Below are 22,350 nucleotides of genomic sequence, written 5' to 3'. Positions count from 1 at the left end.
GGCCTGGCGCCTCTTGTCTTCCTTGCCGTTCAAGAGGCGCATAGGTCACAAGGGCCGTATGGGGAAAAACCACCCGGTTCGCCCCTCGAGCGTGCCTTTCACAGGCCAGGGAGCCTGTCTAAGAATGGCTTTTCGGGGCCGTTTTCGTTGCATACTGTAGGAGCGCCGCACGGCGCGATCAGGCGTCGCGGCGTGTGCCGTTCCCACTGAAGGGGTTCTTGAACACGGAGCAAAACCCATACCAACTCCATGCACCCCAGCGCCCATCATTCCTGCGCCTCATCGTGAAAGGCACGGCTTCGATCCACGAAACGGCGGGGGTCAATGCCGTATTTTCGAATCTTGTACTGCACGATTCTCTTTGTTGTTCCCAGAAGCCGGGCCGCATGGGCCTGGTTGCCTCGAGCGTCCTTGAGAGCTTCAATCAGGATGTCCCGTTCAAAGGCGCCCACCAGAGCTTCCAGTTTTCCTCGAGACTGTCTTTGCTGTTCCACGGGTTTCATTTGCAGCGTAGGAGGCAGATGGCGCGCTTCGATGGCATCTTCAGCGGCCAGCACCACGGCGCGTTCCATACAATTTTCCAGCTCCCGCACGTTGCCGGGCCAGTGGTAAGCCATCAGCAGGTCGATGGCCGGCGTTGCAATGCGGTTCACGGCCTTGCCCAAAAGCTGCGCATATTTTTGGACAAAATAGTCGGCCAGCAGCAGAATGTCGGGCCCTCGATCCCGTAGAGGCGGCAGGAAAATAGAAAACACGTTCAGCCGGTAATACAGGTCCGAGCGGAACCGCCCGTGGGCTGTTTCCTTTTCCAGGTCCTTATTGGTGGCGGCCACCACCCGCACATCCACTCTGACCACACGGGACGAACCCAGGGGCTGGAATTCTTTTTCCTGCAGCACGCGCAGCAGCTTGGCTTGCGCTATTGGAGACAACTCCCCGACCTCGTCCAGAAAGATGGTGCCTCCCTGAGCCTCTTCAAACCGGCCCTTGCGCCGAGACACTGCTCCGGTAAAAGCTCCTTTTTCGTGCCCGAACAATTCGCTTTCCAAAAGCGTGTCCGGCATGGCGGCGCAATTGACCCGCACCAAAGGGCCCGAAGCTCGGGAACTGTTGTCGTGAATGGCTTTGGCCACCAGTTCCTTGCCCGTGCCTGTTTCGCCGTGAATGAGCACCGTGGTGTTGGTGTCCGCCACCTGGTCGATGAGCCGCAGCACATCCCGAATTTCCTTGGATCGCCCCAAAATGTGCGTTTTGGGCCGACGCGCTTCGGCTAGCATGCTGCGAAGCCTTCGGTTTTCTTCTTCCACCGCACGAAAATGCACCACCTTGCCCAGCAGTTCCGCCACCGCCTCCAGCAGTTGCACTTCTCGAGTCAGATCTTCCACGTCGCGGCTGAGCTTGTCCACGGAAAGGACACCCACCACGCGCCCTTGATGAAAAATGGGCACGCACAGAAAGGCCAGTTCCTTGCGGTTGAGTTTCTTCCGCGCACCAGTGCGATCCAGAAAATGACCTTCTTCTCCCAGGTCGGCGATGGCCATGGGGCGACCCGTTTGCGCCACCTTGCCCGTAATGCCTTCCCCCGGCCGATAGATGACGCAGCCGGCATGCACATCCACGCCGTGCGCCACGTCCAGCCAGGCTTCGCCGGTCTTGAGATCCAAAATGGAAATCATGCCGCGCTGCATGCCCAACTGTTCGCTCAACACCGCCAACACGCCCTGAAACTGTTCCTTGATGTCGTCGGGGCGGGCCAGCCTGCGGGCCACCTGGTGCAGGGCTTGAAGTTCTTTCAGGCTAAATTGGTCGCTCATCCCCGTGTGCCACGCCCGTTGAAAAGCTTTGAGGACAAAACGGCCGCCGCTTCATTCGCCGGCAGTTCCCTTGGGTTGATGTTCCGGCCGCAACAAATCCAGGACCGTCTTGACGGGATTGAAAGTCTGGGAGGGAACTTCGACAAAGATGGTGTTCCACATGGCCATGGATCCGTTCCATAACCCCGGCAATTCCAAGGCCTTGAGGGGACGGCCGTTGAGGGATTTTCTGGTTATGATCACCGCTTCCGGGTCTCGATAGCGCATGAGATCGAAGGGGTTGCCGTCCGCATCGCGCACGGCGCAGACCAAATCCACGGGGTTGAAATGGGTCGCGCGTTCCCACACAGCCCGTTGCTTCGGATTATTCATGTCCACCTGGGCCTTTTCCACGATCTGGCAGGTCAGGCGCCCTTCACGATCCCAGGCCCAAAAAGGCCCACCACCGGGTTCTTCCACGTTGCGCACCATGCCGCACACGCGAATGGGGCGGTTGAGCACGTGGAGAAGCAGATCTCTTTGGGCCACCAAGCCCCCCCCGATGGCGCAAGCGCCTCCCCAAAAGGTCGCTTGAATAAAGCGGCGTGCCTGTTCCACGGTTTCCGACGATAATTTGTGGCGCAGGGCCTTGATATGGCGATGAATGCCTTCCTGAACGAGAATAAGAAAGCCACCCAGAATTCTTTTCCATCGCACGGTTTCGCCTTTGAGGGCGTCGGGCACCACATTGTCGATGTTCTTGATATAGATCAGGTCGCCTTTTAGTTGGTTCAGGTTGTGGAGCAGGGCGCCGTGACCTGCCGGTCGAAAGACCAGCTGCCCTGCAGCGTTTCGAAACGGTCGATTGTTCTCATCCACGGCGATGGTCTGGGTCGCCGGACTTTGCACAGACAAGGTGATCTGAAAGGAACAATCCCAGAGAGCCTCATGGCGGGGACGGACGGCCGCAATATGTTGAAGAAAGCGCTCCTCATGTTCGGGGCTGACGGTGAAGTGAATGGGGCACAGGCCGTTGGGCATGCGCACGTACCGCGCGGCTTCCGAGAGGTGTTCTTCCAGAGCCGTGCGCAGGCCGTCATCGTAGCGATGGAAGGGAATGAGGGCTTTGGGAAGTCGTCCCAAGTCCAGCCCTTGAGGGGTCAGCAACGCCTGCAGCGCCCTGTCGATTTTTCCCGCCCGAAGCTCGGCGGCAAGATCCGCTCCCCAATGCGCCATGGCCTGCCGCCAGGCTTCGAAAAAGGGAAAACGATGCGCCCGGGTAAAAAAGGTGTGCAGTCGTTGAGCCCGACCATCCCCGGCAGCAGCCTCTTTTTCAATGCTCGCCAGATCGGGGACGGGATTTCGTTCCAGCACCGCGAAAAGATCCTCAAACATGCGTGTGGCGGCTCCGGAAGCCGGAACAAACTTCATGAATCGACCTTTTTTGAGGCCCCTTTTGTAGGCCTTTTCACACACCTGGGCCATGTGCACATCCACCCCGACAATACCGTCCCCGAGGGTGCACGGCCTGTGGAGATCGATGGGGATGTGTCTTTTTTCAAAAAGGTCCAGCTGCCGTTCCACTTCCCATTGGGATATCCCCAGCAGCTGCATCTGCTCTCGATCCGCCTTAGTAAAGATCCTTTCCCGCATTTACCCGTCCTCCGGGAAGTCCATCGTGCGAAGCTCATCTGCCCGCGCCTCTTTTTCTGTCACATAACACAAACCCCACCCGTTTCAAAAGACTCCCTTATTCATTGACAAGGTTGGCCCAAAACCACTTTAATGCCCAGCGACGCAGGACTTCTTCAGAGGCTACGGAGAACGTTATGGAAGGCAGACGGCGACGGGTGCATTTCGGCATTGTTGCGGGATTGGTGGTTCTTTTGATGACAGCCATGGGAAGTGGCATGAGGGGCCTGTGCCCGCGGGCCGCAGCCCCATGGGAAACAATGGAGGTCTGGGCCGCCGTCAAGGCACAGGAGGACGATACTGAGCTGGAGGATCCTTTTGCGGAAAAGCACCTGACCGTGGCGGATCCTTTGCAGCCTCTGAACCGAGCCTTTTTTCATGTCAATGACAAACTGTACTTTTGGGTCCTCAAGCCCCTGGCCACCGTTTACAAAACCCTTGTGCCCACGGGCGTGCGCCTGTGCGTGCGCAATGTCTTTGACAACCTCATGGCCCCCGTGCGCATCGCCAATAATATATTTCAGTTGAAGTTTCAGCGAAGCGGCATCGAGTTGGCTCGATTCGCCGTCAATTCCACCTTGGGAGTCGGAGGCATGTTCGATCCCGCCCAACAAGAATTCGGCCTCAACGCCTACGATGAAGACTTTGGCCAGACCCTCGGTCATTACGGCCTGGGCAACGGCCTTTTTTTGATCTGGCCGGTCCTGGGACCTTCCACATTGAGAGATACTGTTGGAATCGTCGGCGATTATTTCCTGGATCCCATGAACTATTTATCCTGGCAAGGGTACGGGGCGGCCAAAGGCGTTCAACAGGTGAACCGCACGTCGTTGACGTTGGGCAAATACGAAGACTTCAAAGCGTCCGCCATTGACCCCTACGTGTCCATGAGGGACGCCTATATCACTTACCGCCACAATCAGGTGAAGAAATAGGCGTGAAATGGAATCTTCCATGCTGCTCCATGTGACCGCCGTGTTTTCGGGCGTCGCCGCTTTGGTGTGGGGTGCCGACCGCTTTGTGGACGGCGCGGCGGCCCTGGCGCGGCGGCTCGGTATTTCGACGATCATTATCGGCCTCACCGTGGTTTCTTTCGGCACTTCCCTGCCCGAACTGCTCGTGAGCCTCACCGCCACCGTCATGGGGCATCCCGATGTGGCCGTGGGGAATGTGGTGGGAAGCAACATCGCCAATATCGGCCTCATTCTCGGGGTGGCTTCGCTGTTTCGGCCGCTCATGGTCCACGGCTCCGTCGTCCGCCGCGAATATCCCCTTTTGATCGGCGCCTCAGTCATCGCCTGGCTCATGGCCAGAAACGGCACCTTCAGCCGTTTTGAAGGTTTTTTGCTCGCCACAGGCCTGGTGCTTTTCGTGACCAAGATGGTTGTGGAAGCTAAGCAGACGGCCCCCGATGTGCTATTGCAAGAAGCCGCCACAAGCGTCTCCACTCGACAGCAAGTTCCGACCCTGGGAAAGTCGATGTTTTTTCTGGTGTCCGGACTTGTGGCGCTGACGGTGGGCAGCCGGCTCTTGGTGTGGGGTGGCGTGGCTTTGGCCAGAGGGTTTGGTGTGAGCGAGCTGGTCATCGGGCTGACGATGGTGGCTCTCGGCACAAGTCTTCCCGAACTGGCCACGTCGGTTGTCGGCGCCATCAAAAAACAGGATGACATCGCCGTAGGGAACGTGGTGGGGTCCAACCTTTTCAACACTCTGGCCATCCTGGGTATTCCCGCCATGGTGCGGCCTTTGACCGTTTCCACCGAAGCCTATTATCGGGATTTTCCCGTGATGCTTTTGGCCACCTTGGTCCTGTGGCCTGTGTGTCGGTCCTGGAGCGGCCGTCAAGGGCGCGTCAACCGCCTGGAAGGTGGCGCGCTGACCCTGGGGTATTTCGTCTATGTGGGTTTCCTGCTGCGATTCAGGGGATGACGAACCTTTTGAAGGGCGGTGCATGACAAGATGGTCCCTGCGAGCAGTGGTCTAAGTTGTCCAGATTTGTGCGGGTGGTGAGGACTTCACAATCGGCAGAAAAATTTTTTCAAAATCTCCACTCCACCAAAAATTGCGGAAGCGTCCTTTCGAAGCCTGAAGCAGGAGCTTTCCTTACGGCCGGTTGATCATCGCATCTCCGAGCGGATTCAGGGGCATGGTTTGGTGACCGTCCTTGCTGACCATCTCTTGTGCGTTATCCAAAAGGCGCTCCGTCCGCCGGAATCCATCATCACTGGACAACCCTGCGAACGCATCGCAGCGGCCAGGTCCGTGTCACCACCAGCATGATCAACGACAAGGGGCAGGTCATGCATCTTCGGCACACGTCAGAGCCCAAACCGGTTCGTTTGGTAACTTACAATGCTCTCGCCGTCCCGCCTCGGCCCCTCAAAAGGCTGATGACCATTAAGTGAAAAATTTGTAGTGAAGAACTGAAAATGCACTTCCAACGATATTAGCACCTTACGCAAAAAAGTGACAAACTTGGGATAAGGATCTCAGATGGTTAGATGAGCATGATCCAAGAAAACCCCTATTTGAGCCTCCAAGGCTGACCAACTTGGGTTAAAATGGAACCTCTCGCCGGCCATGTCACACTCAAAAAGGGTGAGCGCTCTCGAGTGGCGGAGATGGAGGCAAGGCTGCTTTAATGCCTTTCGGAACATCATCCGCCTTTTACGGTCGAGAAAGGTGCTCGCGGACAACATGCTACACACGAGAAGCCAGGGCGCGCACCAAGCCTGGAATAGTGTATTCTTCGGCCACCACACGGGGTTCAATGCCGAAGGACCGCGCTGTGTCCGCCGTGATGGGCCCGATGCAGGCCACCACCGTCTGCTTGAGAAGCTCCGCCGCACGGTGTTTCCCGATGGCTTGCAGAAAAAAGGTCACCGTGGAGGATGCCGTAAAGGTCACCACGTGAACCTCGCCGCGGGCCAACATGGCCTTCACCTCATCCACCCCCTCAGCCGCTGGAACGGTTTCGTAGGCGGGGACCACATCCACCTCAGCGCCCCATCGGCGCAAGGTCTGGGGAAGAACATCCCGCGCCTGGGCCGCTCGAGGAAGCAAAAAACGCCTGCCGCGCACGGTCGTCTCCCCCAATGCTTTCAACAGCGATTCCGCCCGGTACTCTTCGGGAACCACATCCAAGCGCAGCCCCCGCTGTTCCAGGGCTTCCGCCGTCTTGGGCCCGATGGCCGCAAGGCGCGTTCCGGCCAAAGCGCGCACGTCCCGGCCTGCCGCCCAAAGTCTTTCCATGAAAAACTTCACGCCGTTGACACTGGTAAAGACCACCCAGTCGTATTCATGGAGGACAGCGAGAGCCCTATCCAGAGGGTCCCAAGAGGCGGGCGGCACAATGGCAATGGAGGGAAACTCCACACATCGAGCCCCCAGATCTTCCAGCGCCCTTCGAAATTCGCTGGCCTGTTCTCGAGCCCGTGTCACCAGGACCGTTTTGCCGAAAAGGGGTTTGGTTTCAAACCAGTTGAGCTCCGTTCGCAGGCGCACCACTTCACCCACCACAATGATCGCCGGAGGTTTTAGGCCTGTGGCCTGCACCTTTTCAACGATATCGGCCAAAGTGCCCACCACGGTCTGCTGCTGCGGCGTGGTGCCCCATCGAATAACCGCCGCAGGGGTCCGGGGGGAACGCCCGTGGGCCATCAAGCGCTGCGCGATGTCGGGAAGATTCTTGACGCCCATGAAAAAGACCAGCGTGCCCACGCCGGAAGCCAGCTTTTCCCAGTCAAGACTTTCCTTGGTTTCCGGCATTGCGCCATCGGCCCTTTCATGGCCCGTAATGAAAGCCATGCTGGATGCATAGTCCCGATGAGACAAGGGAATGCCCGCGTAGGCGGGAACAGCCACGGCCGCGGTGACGCCGGGAACGATCTCAAAGTCGATGCCGGCCGCGGCCAGTTCCTGGGCTTCTTCGCCGCCTCGCCCGAAAACGAAAGGATCGCCCCCCTTCAGGCGCACCACCACACCTTCCCGAGCCTTTTCCACCAGGAGCCGGTTGATGGCTTCCTGACTCATTGTATGGTCGCCGCCCTTTTTGCCCACATAGATGCGTCTCGCGTGGGCCGGCGCGTATCGCAGAAATTCTTCGCTGGCCAGGTAGTCGTAGATGACTACGTCGGCCTGGGCCAACACGTCCCGACCTTTGAGGGTGAGCAGACCCGGATCTCCGGGACCCGCCCCGACAAGATACACTTTACCTTTCTTCACAGGACCCTCACTCCAGAGTTCAGCGTGATGTTAAGGACCAGGTGTTGTGGCGTGGAGGGACTCCTGACCCAGCAAGGATTCCAGAATGTGCCGTGCGCCTTGTTGCAGAAGCCGCCGAGCCACATCGCGACCCAAAGGCTCTTCTTGGCCGATTGGGGCGCTCTGTGTGAGCCGATACACGGTGGCTCCGTCCAGGGAGGCCACCAGGCCCGTGAGTGTTACGGTGCCGCCGTTAACCGCCGCATGCCCGGCAATGGGCACCTGGCATCCACCCTGCAACTCATCCAAAAAGGCGCGTTCCGCCGTCACGGCACGCCATGAGGGTTCATGATGCAAGGGGGTCACAAGTTCTTGAACCGCCGGGTCGTTCTTTCGAATTTCAATCCCCAAAGCCCCTTGACCGATGGCGGGAACAAAGGCTTGAGGATCCATCACGGCGGTCACCGCGTCCTGCCAGCCCATGCGCCGAAGCCCGGCCGCCGCCAGAATGACCGCATCAAAGAGGCCTTCCCGCACCTTGCGAAGCCGCGTATCCAAGTTCCCTCGGAGATTCTCCACACGAAGATCGGGTCGAAGATGCCGTATTTGCGCCGCCCGGCGCAGGCTGCTGGTGCCGATGAGGGCGCCCGGGGGCAAATCTTCCAGGCCGGAGGCTCGATGCGCGATGAGGACGTCGCGAGGGTCTTCTCGGGGCGGCACCACAGCCAATGTCAAAGGATCCGGCAGTGCTGCAGGCACATCCTTCATGCTGTGCACGGCCAGGTCCACACGACCGTCCATGAGCGCCTCTTCGATTTCCTTGACGAAAAGTCCCTTGCCACCCACCTTGGCCAAGGGCACGTCCAGAATTTTGTCCCCCGTGGTCTTGATGATTTCCAGCGTGACACGCAACCCAGGCCATTGCTTTTCCAGCGCCTGCTGGATCATCTCCGCCTGGCGCAGGGCAAGACGGCTGCCGCGCGTCCCGATGACCACGTGCGGTTTCAAGAGTCCCTCCTTAAGTGTTCGGTCAAAAAAACCAAGGGCTTTGTCTTCGGCGACTCGGGCTGATCCCCGCGCTCTCTGAAGGAGCCACGGTGATGCACCGCTCACGCCGTTCCATGACCCCGCCGTCGGACCCAAGGCATCGCGCCTGCACCGCTCCTTCAGAGGAACCCGCCTCAAGGGTGATTCTTTCACCCATGCGGAACGATACACAACCGACCCTGGTCACCGATCCGGTTTCGGCCTTTCGAGTTTTCCGGTCAATGGCACGTGGCGCAACTGCCCCCTGAACATCCCGAACAGGAAGACGCGCCGGAACCCATGCGACTGCTGGCCGCACCTTTCTCCCCGCCGCTCTTAAACCCAAAGACACTCATTTCCCGATGCGCTTCGGAAGATCCGCATTTGGGGCAACAGACCTCCTCATCGCTTCGAAACACCAAACATTCGTACCGTTCTCCGCAACTTCCGCATTGATACTCATAGATCGGCATAATGGTCACCTCGCTTCTGGCATTCCACGCACCACCGGTGCGATACCATCTTAGGTCGCCCTCACCAGGCGAACAAGATCCCCGTCCTTCACGGCTTTGAAATGCGTGGGATCGCCACACACCTTGCCCACGATGTTGACGGCACTGGCAGGGCGGATTTCCCCCGGAGCGCGGATGGGGGTCGGACCAAAAAAGATGCAAAAGGCTTTACCCTTGGGCCAATAGCCCAAATCGCCCGCTTGGACCAGTTCCTTGGCCCGCTCGTCCAAGGGCATGGTGACGGGAATGGCAAAATAGATTTCATCCCCCCACAGTTTGGCTTCCGCTTCCAGAGGCAACGCCCGGGCGATGGCTTGCGCCGTGGGGCTGTCGTTCAAAGCCGCATCCATAACTAGCGTCGGCGTTTCAATGCGAATGCGTGTCGGCATGGGGTCCCCCTTCATGCATTCTTTCTTTGACCGCGGCATAAAACAAAGGAAACAGGATTTCATGGTGTCCCACAAAAGAAAACCCGCGGCCGATGCCCGCCGTGGGGCGTTCCACCACGTTCACCTGAGGCCGATACGGCCGAAGAAAATCCATGGCAATGGTGGTGAGGTCGCGGAGGTCGTACCCCAGGTTGAAAGCCACCGCAACGGCTTTGAGGAACACTTCGGGCAGGATCACTGCCGATCCCAGGTTGATGTACACACCGCCGGCCAAGCGCGAAACCAAGGCACAAAAAATGCGAAAATCCGTGTGGCTCAGTGCCCCCGTGGCCGCCCCGTCCATGGAGGGATGCATGTGAATGATGTCGGTGCCGATGGCCACATGGACCGTGACGGGAATCTGCAGTTCGGCCGCTGTCGCCAAAATGCTGTGCTCCACGTGCGGGACGTGAGCCTTCCTCAGGGCTTCCCCCACAGCACGCCCGAACCCCACGTTTTCTTGAGCCGCTCCGCGTCGCACCGCCTCATGAATGAATTCCGCCGTTTCCCTGGCCATGCCGAAACAACCGGCATGCAATGACGCGGCTACATCTTCCGACGTTCTTCCCACCAGGGCCATTTCCACATCATGGATGACGCCCGCCCCGTTCATCGCCACGCCTTTAAGGATCCCGGCGCGAAGCCAGTCGATCACCAACGGACTCAATCCCACCTTGATGGGATGGGCGCCCATGCCCAATAGCACCGTGCGGCCCGCCGTGGCGGCTCGAGCTGTCCTTTCCACGGCGTCCCGAAATGCGGATCCCGCAAGCTGGTCGGGAAGCGACTGAAGAAACCGGGCAAAGGTTCCTCCGGCTTGCCAGGGACGGCCCATGTCCTGCAGGCTCACTTTGCCCGGCCGATCCTCAAGGCTCACAGGTCGCACATTTTTCAAACACAGGGGTTCCATGACCCCTCTCAGCAGCATTGCGCGGCACGCACCACGTTCGACGGCGGCTCGACCCCGAAAAGCATCTCTTCCACCACATCACAAAGGGCATGGCCGACCGTGATGTGCACTTCCTGCACGCGGGCGGTGACGTCATCGGGCACATGTAGGATGAGATCGCAATAGACATCCATGTCCGTTTTCTCCATGCCCGCAAGACCCAGCGTATGCACACCGTGCTGCCGGGCCCATCGCAAAGCACGCAGGACGTTTTCCGACCTTCCACTGGTGCTCAACCCCATGGCCACGTCCCCCGCTTCTGCCAAACCCCGCAACTGACGCAGAAACACATCCCGAAAATCATAGTCATTGGCAATGCTGGTGAGCACAGACGTGTCGGTGGTGAGTGCTATCGCCGGCAAAGGGTCCCTTTCTTTTTGAAACCGGTTGATGAATTCCGCCGCCAGATGCTGGCAGTCGGCGGCGCTGCCTCCGTTGCCGAAAAGGTACAGGCGTCTCTTGGCTCGAAAGGCCTGGGCCACCACCTGCGCCATGCGCACCACGGTTTCCGCGTCGTGGTCCCTTACGGCCGCCAAAGCCCGCAACGTGGCGTCAAAGACGGCCCGCACTCTGAGAACCCCTTGTCCCAGCTCATCCTTCATAATGGCGACTCCTTGGTACCTTTTCTCACATGCCGATTTCCAGCCGGTCTTGACGTGATCGCCGCCTGCATTGGCTCAACTCGAAACCTGCAATGACGCATTCTTGGACGGCTTCCCTGCCTCAAGGTTCACCGGCCGTGGAAACCGATTCATGGGCATTCGACCACACGGGGGTTCGAACGCCTTCGCCCGATTCGGCATCCTGCAACAGCATGGCCCGAAACCGACGAAACCACGGTCCCGGCACGCCGTCCCCGATGACGTGCCGATCGTAGATCACCACCGAAAGCACGGGATAGGTGGTGCCAAAGATCAGCATTTCAGCCGCTTCGTAGGCATCTTTGGGCCGAAGGTCCGCCTCCGCCACTTCCGCAAGCTCACCGGCAGTCACCAGGTCCCGAGCCAGTTCCATCATGCGGGTGATTGTCGTTCCCTGAAGAATGCGCTCAAAGCGCGGCACCAGAAACCGTCGATCCTTCGTGACGATGCCCACGTTTTCCGTGGCCCCTTCCCCCAAAAAGCCGTTTTCATCGATGGATACGGTGAAGTCAACGCCGGCATCCCGCGCTTCCTTGGTCATGAGCACGTTGGGCAAATAATTGCAGCTCTTGACGTTGGCAAAGTAGGATTTCTTGATGGGAATATGGCTGCTCTTGAGCGTGACGCCTCGAGTACGCTTTTCTTCCGGCACGTCGCTCACACGCGTGACCACGATGTAGAGCTGGCTTGCCGGGCATTCGTAAGGATCCGGACTGAAGCCGCCAGGACCTCGAGAAATATAGAGCCGGACAAGACAGTTCGGACTCTGAGCGGCACGCACGGTTTCTTTGATCAACGACACCAGTTCGGCGCGGCTGACAGGCCACCGGAGCTGAGCTATTTCCGAAGACCGCGCCAGCCGCTCCACATGTTGGTCCAGAAGGTACAAATACCCCTTGACGCACTTGAAGGCTTCAAAGACACCGTCTCCACGGTGCACCAGATGGTCGTCCAAAGGAATGAGCATGATGCGCGGATCGGTGCAAATCCCTCCGTACCAGGACGAATACATGGCCAGATAATTGGCGTGATAGGCTTCGTTTTTTTGCAGAAGTCGATCCACTACCGCATCAAAGCTCAGCTTTGCCACAGGGGAACCCATGTCATCTCCTCCTCAACTGCCTTGCAGAATATGGGCGCCTCCTTTTTTCCCGTGCTTACCGCTTCGAGTCGTCCAACCGACAGAAAAGCTCTGTGAGCCGAGCTCTATCGTGAATACGCTTCACCATAGTCGAGGCACCGAGGATGTGCAAGGCCTGTTGCGATTTCCAAAGGGAGTGATATAGTTTCCTGGCACTCGGCAAGATCCCCCGTTTAAGAGCACCCCCTTCAACCGAGGCTTTCATGATCATTGAAACCATCCTTTTTGACTTCGACGGCACCCTGGCGGAACTGCACATCGATTTTGACGAGATGAAACAGCGGATCGCGCAGATCGCCGCGCCCTATCTCGGCCACCATCCTGAACCTTCAGCCATACCGGCTCTGGAATGGATCGACTGGATCGCCCAGCAGTTTCAGCATGGCAAGAGCGCTTTAGCGCCCGCCTTTCGATCCCAAGCGCTGGCGTCCATCGAAGCCATGGAAATGGAAGACGCCCTTCGAGGAAAGCTTTTTTCCTTCACTCGCCCGATGTTACAAAATCTTCACCGACGTGGGGTTCAAATCGCCGTGGTAACTCGAAACTGTGCCAGGGCCGTCCGCACCGTCTTTCCCGACGGTGAGCGGTTGGGCATTCATCTTTTTGCGCGGGACCACGTCCCACAGGTCAAACCCAACCCGCACCACCTGCACACGGCTCTGAAGGCTCTCGACGCTTCGCCTTTTCATACCTTGATGGTGGGAGATCATCCTCTGGACATTGAAACGGGAAAACGCGTCGGTGTGCGCACGGCCGGCGTGGCCAGCGGCCGTGTTTCCTTAATGGACCTGCATGCGTGCCATCCCGACTGGGTGGCTCAGGACTGTGCGGCATTGGTGAGAATCCTCGATGCCGGGCAATTCCTGCCAAAGGAATCCATCTATGGCACTCACTTTGCCTGAAGATCGGCTGTGTGTTTCCAAGATGGTGCTGTTCCTGAGAGGGTGGTCGGATGCCGCAAGCATGGCGGAAACGGTCTTTTCGACCATCCGCCGAAAGCTTCCCTGCCGACGGGTCGGCCTCATGGAAATGGATGCCTATGTGCTCACTTCGGAACAACGCCCGAAAGTGCGCATTCACCACGGGGTGCTCAAAGACTTTCAATGGCCCACGCTGGAATTCTATCGCCCTGAAGCTGAGGCCCATCAGCATGTGCTGTTTGCCATAGGACCTGAGCCTTCGGTGCAATGGCGGGGTTTCGTCTCCGAGTTTCTTGGAGCCGTTACGGCGTGGCAATCTGAAGAACTGCTTCTAGTGGGAAGTTTCTATGACCAGATTTTTTACGACGAAATCCGCATCTCGGGAGTGGCCGTCAACGCGGCGGGCTACAACCTGCTGCGGCACTGGCAGTGTCAGCCTGCATCCTATGAAGGACCGGCTTCCGTGTATTCGGCCATCCTTCACGAACTGCGCCACAGCACCATGACCGTGGTCAACCTTTGGGCCCACATGCCTTTTTACCTCAAAGGTCCCCATGAACTTCTGGTCCATCGAATGATGGAAATCATCGGGCAATTTGCCCACATTGCTTGGGATCTCGAAGACATTTTGGCGGAATGGAAGAACCGGGAAATGGAAATCGAAAAGATCCTTGACCAGGATCCGTCCCTTGGGGAACAAATCCTCGCTCTGAAAAAGCAGGAACAGACCCCTTTGGGGGCAACGCACCATGGAAACCGCAGAGGCACGGAGAACGCAGAGGAAGGAAAGGACGACGCAACGCCATCCATGCCAAAGCCTCACGTCCGAGGTGCGGACGTCATCGATTTTCAAAAATTCCACAAAAAAGGCAAAACCGACGACTAGAAGCCTCTTCGAGAAAGCCCCCCATTGGCGTTCCTCCGGGTCCGCAAGCCCCAACGTAGAAACCGCCTTCTCGTGGTCCACGTCAGTCGGAGGACCCTCATCCTCGCAATCCACGTCGTTCGGAGGGACCGCGTCCCGGCGGTCCACGTCGTTCCGAGGGGCCGGCTTTCGCCGGTCCGAAAATTCCCCCATGCGCGCGGAGGCTTCTCGGCTGGGCTTCACAAAGCGGACGCGCCGAAGCACGTCCCTCCGACAAGCACGACTCGCTCCGATGCCGGGAACTCGTTCACCTCACTCGGCTTGAAGAGATGGCTCTCCGCACTCCGAAAAGTTTTTCGAAGGGACCGGCTCCTGCCGGTCCGCTCATTTTCGGCCGCCTCCTTTTCCGCCCCTCGTTGGATCGCAGCCCTCCTCAGCCTTCTTCCGAGAACCGCGGCTCTGCGGCTCGCAGCGCCAAAGTCCTGAAACCCGCGCTTCCGAAAACAGGGCGTCTTTGAACATCGTGGCGCGCTGGTTACGGCTCGAAGCGCCAGCCGGCCAGCCGGTACAACGCATGGAAATGATGCACCGGCCCATGGCCGTGCCCCAAAGGCAAGGCTTCTCGTATGGCCTCGGTGATATACGCCTTAGCCTGGGCCACAGCGCTGGGCACATCCAAGCCCTTGGCCAATCCGGCGGCGATGGCCGAAGCAAAAGTGCACCCGGTGCCATGGGTGTGCGGCGTGTCATAGCGCGTTGAGCGAAATCGGCGCACGATTTCCCCATCATCCATGATGTCCATGGAATCCCCCGGCAGATGGCCGCCCTTGAGCACCACATAGCGAGGTCCAAAGGCCTTGATCTTTCGCGCCGCCTTTTCCATGTCCGCCACGTTCCTCACGGGAAAACCCACCAGCGCCTCCGCTTCGTGCAGATTGGGCGTCACCACCAGAGCCAACGGCAAGAGCTCTTCCACCAAAGCGGAAACGGCGTCCGAATGCAGCAAGGCATCGCCGCTCTTGGCCACCATGACAGGATCCACCACCAGACGGGTGAGGCCAAGGTCCCGCACATCCCGAGCCACCTGCTCAATGATGGCCGATGTGGCCAGCATGCCCGTCTTCACCGCATCCACACCGATGTCTTCCACCACTGCGCGGACTTGAGCGGACACAAAGGCGGGATCCACTTCCCAAACCGCCCGCACGCCCACCGTATTTTGGGCGGTCAGAGCCGTCACGGCACTCATGCCGAAAACGCCCAGAGCGGCAAAGGTTTTGAGATCCGCCTGAATGCCGGCCCCACCTCCGGAATCGGACCCTGCGATGGTCAGCGCGCGAGGAATTTTCATGAGGGCACCTCCTGACGAAAATGGTCCCACGCCAGACCCAAGTTCGTGTCCAGCAAAGAACCGTCGTGGCGCACGCACCGAATCCCCTGTTCTCGGGATACAATCCGCCCCACTACACGGCACGGCACGGCGCTCTGCTGAGCCAGCTCGCCAAGAACCTGTTCCAGTCCATCGGGATGCACCGCTGCCAAGAGTTCGTAGTCTTCTCCACCGTTCAAGGCCCACAGCAAAGCATCCTGCCCTAGGGCCTGCGCCACCGCCTGACAGGCTGCATCCACCGGCACGGCGTCCACATCGATCACCGCTCCCACACCACTTGCGGCACACAGGTGCGCAAGGTCCCCCAAAAACCCGTCGCTCACATCGATCATGGCATGGACCCAGCCCGATGCGGCCAACACCTGCCCTTCGCGCACTCGAGGTTCCGGCACCCAGTGTCTGAGTACCGCGCCCATCCGTATTTCCCGATGCACTGCCGCCATCAGGTTGTGCGCCGTTTTTGTTTGTGAGGCAGGCTCGATGGACCCACCGCCGAGTGTTTCAGGCCAGGCGGCATGGAGACCGAAGCTTTCGGCCGTTTCTTGAGCCATGCAAGGCGCAACGCGCAAACATTCCAAGCCGGCTTTGGAGGCGCCGAGGGAACCCGTAACCACAAGGAAATCCCCCATCTGAGCTCCTCGGCGAAGAATCACTTTGTCTTCATCCGCTTCACCCAGCAGCGTCACATCCACCACGACACTGTCGGGATGCCTCGCCGTGTTGCCTCCCACCAGAGCGGCTCCATATCGCCCCAGGCCTTCCACCAAACCTCGATACAGGTCTTCCACCCATGCCACAGGGGTCTTGGCTGGAAGCATCAAAGAAACCAAAGCCCACAGGGGTGATCCCCCCATGGCGGCCATGTCGCTGAGATTCACTGCGGCGGCGCGTCGCCCCAAAAGCCGTGGGGGCATGGTGGCGTTCAGAAAATGAATCCCTTCAATTTGAGTATCGCAGGTGGCCAAAAGGAGCCGGCCCGATGTAGATCGAAGAACGGCCACATCGTCTCCGATCCCTACATGAATCGAGGAAAGCGGCGACGGCACGAGCTGTCGAAGCCGCTCGATGAGTCCAAATTCGCCGAAGTCTCTCACGGTAGGCGGACAAGCGCTCATGATGCGGACTTTGGGGGCATAAGCGTCCGCAGAGTGCGAGCCGCCTGTTCGGGATCGTTCTGGCCGAGCACGGCCGAAACGACACAGACACCGTTCACCCCGGCCTGCATGACCTGGCCAATGTTTTCCGCGTTGATGCCTCCGATGGCCACGGCCGGGCATCGAACGCAGGCCATAAGCCTTTTCAGGCCGTCCAGACCCATGGGTGTCTGGTGATCCGGTTTGGTGGGCGTGGCAAACACTGGGGCCAAGGAAATGTAGTCCGCTTCGTCCTGCTGCGCTTTGTAAATCTCTTGGGGATTGTGAACCGTCACACCAATGAGGCGACGAGGGCCGAGAAGCCTTCGAGCCACCGGCACCGGCATATCGTCCTGGCCGAGATGCACGCCGTCGGCGTCGACGGCCAGGGCCACATCGATTCGGTCATTGATAAAGAACGGTACACGGTAGCGCCGACACAGGGCCGCTAAGGCCGCGGCTTCTTCCACCATGATGCGCGTGGACTTTTTCTTTTCACGGTACTGCAGGACCGTGGCGCCGCCTCGAAGCGCAGATTCCACCACATCCACCAAGGAACGGGCACCAATGACCTGTGCATCGGTGATGACGTAGAGGGACCAGTCCACGGCTTTTTCGCTTCTGACCACGGGTGCGGCTCCCTTGTGCACCGCACGATAATCGCGGCGCCACAGCCTGGAAAATGAACGTAGTGCATCCTCACTCGTCTATCACATTGGACGGGCGCTGTCCACCCAAAGGGTCGAAAGGAGGCGTTTTGCGAAGATCCCCTTGGACGGCACGCCCCTCTTCAGTAGGAGCGCCACGAGGCGCGTTCTCTCATGTGAGTTGTAGCAGCGCCGCAGGGCGCGATCAGGCGTCGCGGCTCGCGCCGCTCTTACCAAAAGGTGGTTTTGGGGAGGTTGCTAGGCAAACTTTCGGGAATAGTCTTGGTCGATGCCGAGCCCTTCGATGTCCGTGGTCTTTTCGCCTCGAGCCGCCTTGATGCGGTCCACGCCACGTTTGACTTCCGCTCGATTGGAAGCATACCCCAGGGCCGTCTCTTCGGTAATCAGACCCCTCTCATACAATGAGACGATGGAATCGTCGAATGTGGTCCAGCCAAAGGGGCGCGACTGCTGCATCATTTCATAAAAGGTCTTGCCTTCTCTTTCCCCGTGAATGATGGACTCGCGCACTCGAAGATTGTTCCCCATAATTTCAAAGGCTGCCACGCGCCCGCCCCCCACCTTGGGCAGCAGCCGCTGGCTCACGGTCCACCGCATGGCGTCGGCTAGGCGAATGCGAATGAGGCGCTCCTCTTCCAGTTCAAACATACCCACGATACGGTTCACTGTATGGGACGCATCGATGGTGTGCAGCGTGGTCAGAACCAGATGGCCCGTTTCGGCCGCGCTCAACCCGATTTCCACCGTTTCTCGATCCCGCATTTCCCCCACCAGAATCACCTTGGGAGCCTGGCGCAAGGCAGCGCGCAAACCGTTGGCAAAGGTATCGAAGTCCTGCCCCAATTCCCTTTGGTTGAAAGTCGCCTTGAGCTGAGGATGAACGAATTCCACGGGATCTTCCAAGGTCACCACATGGACCGACTTGGAACGGTTGATTTCGTTGAGGATGGCCGCAAGGCTTGTGGTCTTGCCGCTTCCCGTCGCGCCCGTGACAAAGACGATACCGTTTCGCTCCTCGGCGATGCGCTTGAAAACGGCGGGCAGTTCCAGCTCGTCGATGCTCATGACGCGGGAAGGCAGCACGCGCATGACCACCGAATAGTAGCCCCGCTGCGAAAAAACGTTCCCGCGGAATCGAGCTCGAGCTTCCAAAGCGTAGGAGAAGTCGCAGGATCCTGAATCCAGAAGATTTCTGATGAGACGCCTGTCCGGACCGATCAGGGCCAAGGCGATATGTTCTGTGTGATAGGGGGTGAGCACGCCCAGGCGCAGATCGGCGCACGCAGGCCGCAGCACCCCGTCCACCTCGGCCTGAATGGGCTTTCCCACGGTAAAATTGATGTCCGACAGCGTGGGATGTTCGTCCAGAAGCATGTGCAGAATACGGTTCACGTCTTGGCGTTTCATGGAAGGACCGCTCCCTTATGGCTCGCGTCGCCGCGGCGAACCCGTCAAACCTCGGTGAAATCCGTGGGCGGCTCGGTGAGGTACTGTTTAAATTTCTCTTTTTCCACGCACTTCATGTAGGCTTCATTCGGACTGATGCGGCCGGCGCGCAGGTGTTCCATGATGCCGTCATCCAGGGTCTGCATGCCGTATTTTTTTCCCGTTTGAATGGCCGAAGGAATCTGATGGGTTTTGCCTTCGCGAATAAGGGCGCGCACGGCATGGGTGGCGATCAGAATTTCCAGCACGGCGATACGCCCCTTAACGTCGATGCGCTTGAAAAGAGCTTGGGACACTACGGCGCGCAATCCATCGGCCAGGGTGGATCGAATCTGGGCCTGTTCGCCGGTGGGAAAGACTTCGATGATGCGGTCCACGGTCTTGGCGGCGCTGGTGGTGTGCAAGGTGGAAAACACAAGGTGCCCCGTCGCCGCGGCTTCAATGGCCAGGCGCATGGTTTCCAAATCGCGCATTTCGCCCACCAGAATGATGTCCGGGTCCTCGCGCAGGGCCGCTCGCAAAGCGCTGGAAAAGCTTCGCGTATGGGTTCCCACTTCCCGATGATTGATGACACAGTTTTTGCTCTTGTGCACAAATTCAATGGGATCTTCAATGGTGATGATATGATCCTTGCGCTTACGGTTCGCTTCGTCAATGATCGCCGCCAGGGTCGTGGATTTGCCGCTGCCGGTGGGGCCCGTCACCAGCACCAAACCTCGAGGCAACAGGGCCAGCCGAGAAATGACCGGAGGCAAGCCCAGTTGTTGGACGGTGAGTATTTCCTCCGGAATTTCGCGAAACACAGCCCCAATGCCGTTCTTTTGCATGAAGTAGTTGGCGCGGTATCGGCCGAGTCCTGGAATTTCATAGGAAAAGTCCAGATCTCCCGTTTCTTCAAAGGTCTTGATTTTGTCTTCGGGCGTGATTTCGTAGAGCATGGATCGCAGTTCATCATCGTCCAGGACCTTGTACTTGACCCGTTCCAGTTCGCCGCGAATGCGCAGCACGGGTTGTTGACCCGAGACAAGATGCAGGTCCGATGCTCTCTGGTCGTGCATGAGCTTGAAAAAGGCATCGATTCTGGCCATTGGAAACCCCCTTCGTGGAACATCTCAGACGCTGTAGAACACCTCGTCGGGCAGACTCACGCACGTCAGCTTGTTGCCGTAGACGGCGCCCGTATCGATCCCGATCTTTCTTCTGTCCACGAAGGGTTTCATAAAGGGCGTGTGACCAAAGATGACTTTCTTGCCGAAGTCATAGTCGGAGCCAATGAATTCACTGCGAATCCAATACACGTCATCGTCCGATTGGTCGAAAACGGCGATACCGGGACGAAACCCTGCATGGACAAACAGGTAATCGTCCGTTTCGTAGAACTTCTTGAGCCCATGCAGGAAATTTTTGTGCGCCTCGGGGATCATGCAGCGCCCACCTTCATTGCCCACCGAATAGCTATGCAGGGTGGCGGCACCGCCATTGACGAGAAAGAACTCCACATCCTGGTCTTGCAAGTAGTTTTCCATCATGAGTTCATGGTTGCCGCGCAGGCACACCACTCGAACGCCGTCGGCCATGAGCTGCAACACGCGATCGATGACGCCTCGAGAATCCGGCCCGCGGTCCACGTAGTCCCCCAGAAACACCAGGCGGTCCCGATCCCGGCGAAAGGGAATGCGGTCCAGAAGCCTTTCCAGCTTGAAAAGCATGCCGTGCACATCACCGATGGCGTAGATCTTTCCAGCTTCTTCATGCATGAGCGCGTCCGTCACCAGACAATGAAACGGCGGGTTCGGCGATCCAGGCGGGTCAGGCCGGCGTTTCGAGCGGCCTGAAGGGCGTTTTCGTGTTCTTCAGCAGTGATGCGTCGCCGCAGCGACGGCACTTCCATGGCACGTCCGCAGGGGCGGTACTGGTTCATGATGTTAAGGTACGTGTTGGAGGACACCTCCCGTGCAATAAACCGGCAGACCTCTTCCGTGCCGGCCAGGCCGTCGGGCATGACCAAATGGCGCACCAGAAGGCCCCGCACGGCCAGCCCTGAAGCATCCAGGGCCAGATCCCCCACCTGCCGGTGCATTTCCCGAAGCGCCTCTCGAGCCCGCTGCGGGTAATCTTCCGCCTGACACAAGTCCGTGGCCGCCTGAGGGTCCCAAAACTTGAAGTCGGGCATGTAAATATCCACGATGCCTTCCAAAAGCCGCAGGGTCGGCACCCGTTCATAGCCCCCGCAGTTGTAGACCAAGGGCACGCGAAGGCCGTGTTCCACGGCCAGGGGCAGGGCTTCCAGAATCTGAGGCACCACGTGGGTCGGCGTGACCAGATTGATGTTGTGACAGCCTCGTTGCTGCAATTCCACCATGACGCCCGCCAACTGCTCCGGCGATACCGAAACGCCCTGGCCTTCGTGACTGATATCGTAATTTTGGCAAAACAAGCACAGCAGGTTGCAGTGCGTGAAAAAAATGGTTCCAGAACCGTTCCGCCCCACCAGGGGATCTTCTTCCCCGAAGTGCGGGCCGTAGCTGGACACCAGGGCGTAACGGCCCGTGCGGCACACGCCCTTTTCGTCCGCCAAGCGATTCACGCGGCACAGGCGCGGACACAAAGAACACTTTCTGAGCCAGCGCAGGGCCTTGTCGATTCTGTGCTGCAGGACCTTGCTGCGATACGCCTGAACGTAGGACGCCTCCATGGGCCCCTCCAGGGTTATTCCTTCTTCAAGACCACCACGCGCACAAGGCCTTCGAGAGCCTGCTGGAAGCGTCGAGCATCCTGTTCCGATCCCACAATGGCACCATAGTGCATGGGAATGGCGATCTTCGGCGAAATGGTTTTGGCTGCCTCTACGGCTTCTTGGGCATTCATCACGTACGTACCGGAAACGGGCAGGAACGCAATGTCCACGCTGAGCCCCGCCATTTCGGGTATGAGGTCGGTGTCCCCGGCATGGTAATAGGACACACCGTCCAAGGTGACCACAAAGGCCAGCATGCCCGCCGTTTTGGGATGAAACTTCTTGTTCACATTATAGGCGGGGAGGACCTCGATCAGGACGCCGTCCAGGTCCAGACGGTCCCCAGGTCGGACGACGCGCACATTGCCGGAAAGTTTTTTGGCCGATGAGCCGTCGGTGACGATCACGGTCTCCGGTTTCTGAATCTTGGCCACATCCGGCGGTGAACAATGGTCGAAATGTTCATGGCTGATCAGGATCACGTCCGCCAAAGGGCCGCCTTTGATTTCGTAAGGGTCAAAATAAAGGGTTTTTGAGCCCTCCACGCGAAATCCGTCATGGCCCAACCAGTGAATCTTCTTCAAAGCTTCATCGACGTGCATGGCACCCTCCTGAGCTCCTGTGGGTTTGCCCATGGAGTTTCCCTTGACCGAACCGCTTCTGATGGTGGTCTCGTAACCGGGTCGCGGCGACCCTGTCAATGCCCATCATCCAAGGAAACCAACGCGGCGAAACAAGCCGGCCCATCGAAAGAGGCCGGCCTTTATGGCGGCAGGACGCCGAAACTTGCCTGAAGCACACCTTTG

Annotated in this window: 22 protein-coding genes; 5 read left to right on the top strand and 17 right to left on the bottom strand. The window is 58.6% G+C overall.

Annotated features, from left to right (window positions below; all coding sequences use genetic code 11):
* Window positions 1–266 precede the first annotated feature (266 nt).
* Both ACUVSA_RS05845 and ACUVSA_RS05840 read right to left on the bottom strand, forming a co-directional pair.
* On the bottom strand, window positions 267–1,814 hold the full coding sequence (locus ACUVSA_RS05845; protein ID WP_445894124.1) for a sigma-54 interaction domain-containing protein: 1,548 nt from the start codon (window positions 1,812–1,814) through the stop codon (window positions 267–269).
* A gap of 51 nt (window positions 1,815–1,865) precedes the next feature.
* A complete protein-coding gene (locus tag ACUVSA_RS05840; RefSeq protein WP_445894123.1) occupies window positions 1,866–3,446 on the bottom strand; it encodes a DUF4301 family protein in 1,581 nt (526 codons plus the stop codon).
* 176 nt (window positions 3,447–3,622) lie between these two features.
* On the opposite strand from ACUVSA_RS05840, the gene ACUVSA_RS05835 reads away from it, so the two are divergent.
* The 3 genes from ACUVSA_RS05835 (at window position 3,623) to ACUVSA_RS05825 (ending at window position 5,890) form a co-directional block, all read left to right on the top strand.
* Window positions 3,623–4,420 (top strand): MlaA family lipoprotein, encoded by a 798-nt coding sequence (locus tag ACUVSA_RS05835; RefSeq protein ID WP_445894122.1) that lies wholly within the window; start codon window positions 3,623–3,625, stop codon window positions 4,418–4,420.
* Between the two features lie 19 nt (window positions 4,421–4,439).
* On the top strand, window positions 4,440–5,414 hold the full coding sequence (locus ACUVSA_RS05830; RefSeq protein WP_445894121.1) for a calcium/sodium antiporter: 975 nt from the start codon (window positions 4,440–4,442) through the stop codon (window positions 5,412–5,414).
* Window positions 5,415–5,665: 251 nt separating this feature from the next.
* On the top strand, window positions 5,666–5,890 hold the full coding sequence (locus ACUVSA_RS05825; RefSeq protein ID WP_445894120.1) for a hypothetical protein: 225 nt from the start codon (window positions 5,666–5,668) through the stop codon (window positions 5,888–5,890).
* 295 nt (window positions 5,891–6,185) lie between these two features.
* Here ACUVSA_RS05825 and cobA read toward each other — a convergent pair whose 3' ends face one another.
* The 7 genes from cobA to ACUVSA_RS05790 all read right to left on the bottom strand — a co-directional run bounded on the left by cobA (window position 6,186) and on the right by ACUVSA_RS05790 (window position 12,346).
* Window positions 6,186–7,709, bottom strand: coding sequence for a uroporphyrinogen-III C-methyltransferase (gene cobA, locus ACUVSA_RS05820; RefSeq protein ID WP_445894119.1), 1,524 nt, complete (start codon window positions 7,707–7,709; stop codon window positions 6,186–6,188).
* A 30-nt stretch (window positions 7,710–7,739) separates the two neighbouring features.
* Window positions 7,740–8,696, bottom strand: a complete 957-nt coding sequence (gene hemC, locus ACUVSA_RS05815; RefSeq protein ID WP_445894118.1) for a hydroxymethylbilane synthase — start codon at window positions 8,694–8,696, stop codon at window positions 7,740–7,742.
* Between the two features lie 257 nt (window positions 8,697–8,953).
* On the bottom strand, window positions 8,954–9,187 hold the full coding sequence (locus tag ACUVSA_RS05810; protein ID WP_445892933.1) for an FmdB family zinc ribbon protein: 234 nt from the start codon (window positions 9,185–9,187) through the stop codon (window positions 8,954–8,956).
* 50 nt (window positions 9,188–9,237) lie between these two features.
* A complete protein-coding gene (locus tag ACUVSA_RS05805; protein ID WP_445892932.1) occupies window positions 9,238–9,615 on the bottom strand; it encodes a cyclophilin-like fold protein in 378 nt (125 codons plus the stop codon).
* Window positions 9,593–10,582: a hypothetical protein gene (locus ACUVSA_RS05800; RefSeq protein WP_445894117.1), complete on the bottom strand. Its 990-nt coding sequence runs from the start codon at window positions 10,580–10,582 to the stop codon at window positions 9,593–9,595. Before ACUVSA_RS05800 ends, ACUVSA_RS05805 begins: the two co-directional genes overlap by 23 nt.
* Complete coding sequence (locus ACUVSA_RS05795; protein ID WP_445894116.1) at window positions 10,573–11,205, bottom strand: D-sedoheptulose-7-phosphate isomerase; 633 nt, start codon at window positions 11,203–11,205, stop codon at window positions 10,573–10,575. The genes ACUVSA_RS05800 and ACUVSA_RS05795 overlap by 10 nt, the downstream gene beginning before the upstream one ends.
* 121 nt (window positions 11,206–11,326) lie before the next feature.
* Entirely contained in the window at window positions 11,327–12,346 is a 1,020-nt protein-coding gene (locus tag ACUVSA_RS05790) for an aminotransferase class IV (protein ID WP_445894115.1), read from the bottom strand.
* Between the two features lie 242 nt (window positions 12,347–12,588).
* Here ACUVSA_RS05790 and ACUVSA_RS05785 point away from each other — a divergent pair, with 242 nt between their 5' ends.
* Complete coding sequence (locus ACUVSA_RS05785) at window positions 12,589–13,287, top strand: HAD family hydrolase (RefSeq protein ID WP_445894114.1); 699 nt, start codon at window positions 12,589–12,591, stop codon at window positions 13,285–13,287.
* Window positions 13,268–14,191, top strand: coding sequence for a PAC2 family protein (locus ACUVSA_RS05780; protein ID WP_445892927.1), 924 nt, complete (start codon window positions 13,268–13,270; stop codon window positions 14,189–14,191). The genes ACUVSA_RS05785 and ACUVSA_RS05780 overlap by 20 nt, the downstream gene beginning before the upstream one ends.
* A gap of 514 nt (window positions 14,192–14,705) precedes the next feature.
* On the opposite strand, the gene thiD is transcribed toward ACUVSA_RS05780, so the two are convergent.
* The 8 genes from thiD to ACUVSA_RS05740 all read right to left on the bottom strand — a co-directional run bounded on the left by thiD (window position 14,706) and on the right by ACUVSA_RS05740 (window position 22,146).
* A complete protein-coding gene (gene thiD / locus ACUVSA_RS05775; protein ID WP_445892926.1) occupies window positions 14,706–15,521 on the bottom strand; it encodes a bifunctional hydroxymethylpyrimidine kinase/phosphomethylpyrimidine kinase in 816 nt (271 codons plus the stop codon).
* Entirely contained in the window at window positions 15,518–16,675 is a 1,158-nt protein-coding gene (locus ACUVSA_RS05770) for a thiamine-phosphate kinase (protein WP_445894113.1), read from the bottom strand. Before ACUVSA_RS05770 ends, thiD begins: the two co-directional genes overlap by 4 nt.
* A complete protein-coding gene (gene thiE, locus ACUVSA_RS05765; protein WP_445892924.1) occupies window positions 16,672–17,322 on the bottom strand; it encodes a thiamine phosphate synthase in 651 nt (216 codons plus the stop codon). The genes ACUVSA_RS05770 and thiE overlap by 4 nt, the downstream gene beginning before the upstream one ends.
* Before the next feature lie 276 nt (window positions 17,323–17,598).
* Window positions 17,599–18,768, bottom strand: coding sequence for a type IV pilus twitching motility protein PilT (locus tag ACUVSA_RS05760; RefSeq protein ID WP_445894112.1), 1,170 nt, complete (start codon window positions 18,766–18,768; stop codon window positions 17,599–17,601).
* A gap of 44 nt (window positions 18,769–18,812) precedes the next feature.
* A complete protein-coding gene (locus ACUVSA_RS05755) occupies window positions 18,813–19,895 on the bottom strand; it encodes a type IV pilus twitching motility protein PilT (RefSeq protein WP_445894111.1) in 1,083 nt (360 codons plus the stop codon).
* Window positions 19,896–19,919: 24 nt separating this feature from the next.
* The gene (locus ACUVSA_RS05750; protein ID WP_445894110.1) at window positions 19,920–20,564 is read right to left on the bottom strand and encodes a metallophosphoesterase family protein; all 645 of its coding nucleotides are present in this window, start codon (window positions 20,562–20,564) and stop codon (window positions 19,920–19,922) included.
* Between the two features lie 11 nt (window positions 20,565–20,575).
* A complete protein-coding gene (locus ACUVSA_RS05745) occupies window positions 20,576–21,502 on the bottom strand; it encodes a radical SAM protein (protein WP_445893067.1) in 927 nt (308 codons plus the stop codon).
* Window positions 21,503–21,516: 14 nt separating this feature from the next.
* A complete protein-coding gene (locus ACUVSA_RS05740) occupies window positions 21,517–22,146 on the bottom strand; it encodes an MBL fold metallo-hydrolase (RefSeq protein ID WP_445893066.1) in 630 nt (209 codons plus the stop codon).
* Between the last annotated feature and the right edge of the window lie 204 nt (window positions 22,147–22,350).

The organism is Desulfosoma sp. (assembly GCF_052743555.1).
The sequence above is the reverse complement of the archived record's forward strand: the minus strand, read 5'-3'. Positions and strand labels throughout refer to the sequence as shown.

Bases quoted from the DNA above. Each gene is read 5' to 3' on its own strand.
- ACUVSA_RS05845 (WP_445894124.1), bottom strand. From the start codon at position 1,814: ATGAGCGACCAATTTAGCCTGAAAGAACTTCAAGCCCTGCACCAGGTG.
- ACUVSA_RS05840 (WP_445894123.1), bottom strand. From the start codon at position 3,446: ATGCGGGAAAGGATCTTTACTAAGGCGGATCGAGAGCAGATGCAGCTG.
- ACUVSA_RS05835 (WP_445894122.1), top strand. From the start codon at position 3,623: ATGGAAGGCAGACGGCGACGGGTGCATTTCGGCATTGTTGCGGGATTG.
- ACUVSA_RS05830 (WP_445894121.1), top strand. From the start codon at position 4,440: ATGCTGCTCCATGTGACCGCCGTGTTTTCGGGCGTCGCCGCTTTGGTG.
- ACUVSA_RS05810 (WP_445892933.1), bottom strand. From the start codon at position 9,187: ATGCCGATCTATGAGTATCAATGCGGAAGTTGCGGAGAACGGTACGAA.
- ACUVSA_RS05805 (WP_445892932.1), bottom strand. From the start codon at position 9,615: ATGCCGACACGCATTCGCATTGAAACGCCGACGCTAGTTATGGATGCG.
- ACUVSA_RS05800 (WP_445894117.1), bottom strand. From the start codon at position 10,582: ATGCTGCTGAGAGGGGTCATGGAACCCCTGTGTTTGAAAAATGTGCGA.
- ACUVSA_RS05795 (WP_445894116.1), bottom strand. From the start codon at position 11,205: ATGAAGGATGAGCTGGGACAAGGGGTTCTCAGAGTGCGGGCCGTCTTT.
- ACUVSA_RS05790 (WP_445894115.1), bottom strand. From the start codon at position 12,346: ATGGGTTCCCCTGTGGCAAAGCTGAGCTTTGATGCGGTAGTGGATCGA.
- ACUVSA_RS05785 (WP_445894114.1), top strand. From the start codon at position 12,589: ATGATCATTGAAACCATCCTTTTTGACTTCGACGGCACCCTGGCGGAA.
- ACUVSA_RS05780 (WP_445892927.1), top strand. From the start codon at position 13,268: ATGGCACTCACTTTGCCTGAAGATCGGCTGTGTGTTTCCAAGATGGTG.
- thiD (WP_445892926.1), bottom strand. From the start codon at position 15,521: ATGAAAATTCCTCGCGCGCTGACCATCGCAGGGTCCGATTCCGGAGGT.
- ACUVSA_RS05770 (WP_445894113.1), bottom strand. From the start codon at position 16,675: ATGAGCGCTTGTCCGCCTACCGTGAGAGACTTCGGCGAATTTGGACTC.
- ACUVSA_RS05760 (WP_445894112.1), bottom strand. From the start codon at position 18,768: ATGAAACGCCAAGACGTGAACCGTATTCTGCACATGCTTCTGGACGAA.
- ACUVSA_RS05755 (WP_445894111.1), bottom strand. From the start codon at position 19,895: ATGGCCAGAATCGATGCCTTTTTCAAGCTCATGCACGACCAGAGAGCA.
- ACUVSA_RS05750 (WP_445894110.1), bottom strand. From the start codon at position 20,564: ATGCATGAAGAAGCTGGAAAGATCTACGCCATCGGTGATGTGCACGGC.
- ACUVSA_RS05745 (WP_445893067.1), bottom strand. From the start codon at position 21,502: ATGGAGGCGTCCTACGTTCAGGCGTATCGCAGCAAGGTCCTGCAGCAC.
- ACUVSA_RS05740 (WP_445893066.1), bottom strand. From the start codon at position 22,146: ATGCACGTCGATGAAGCTTTGAAGAAGATTCACTGGTTGGGCCATGAC.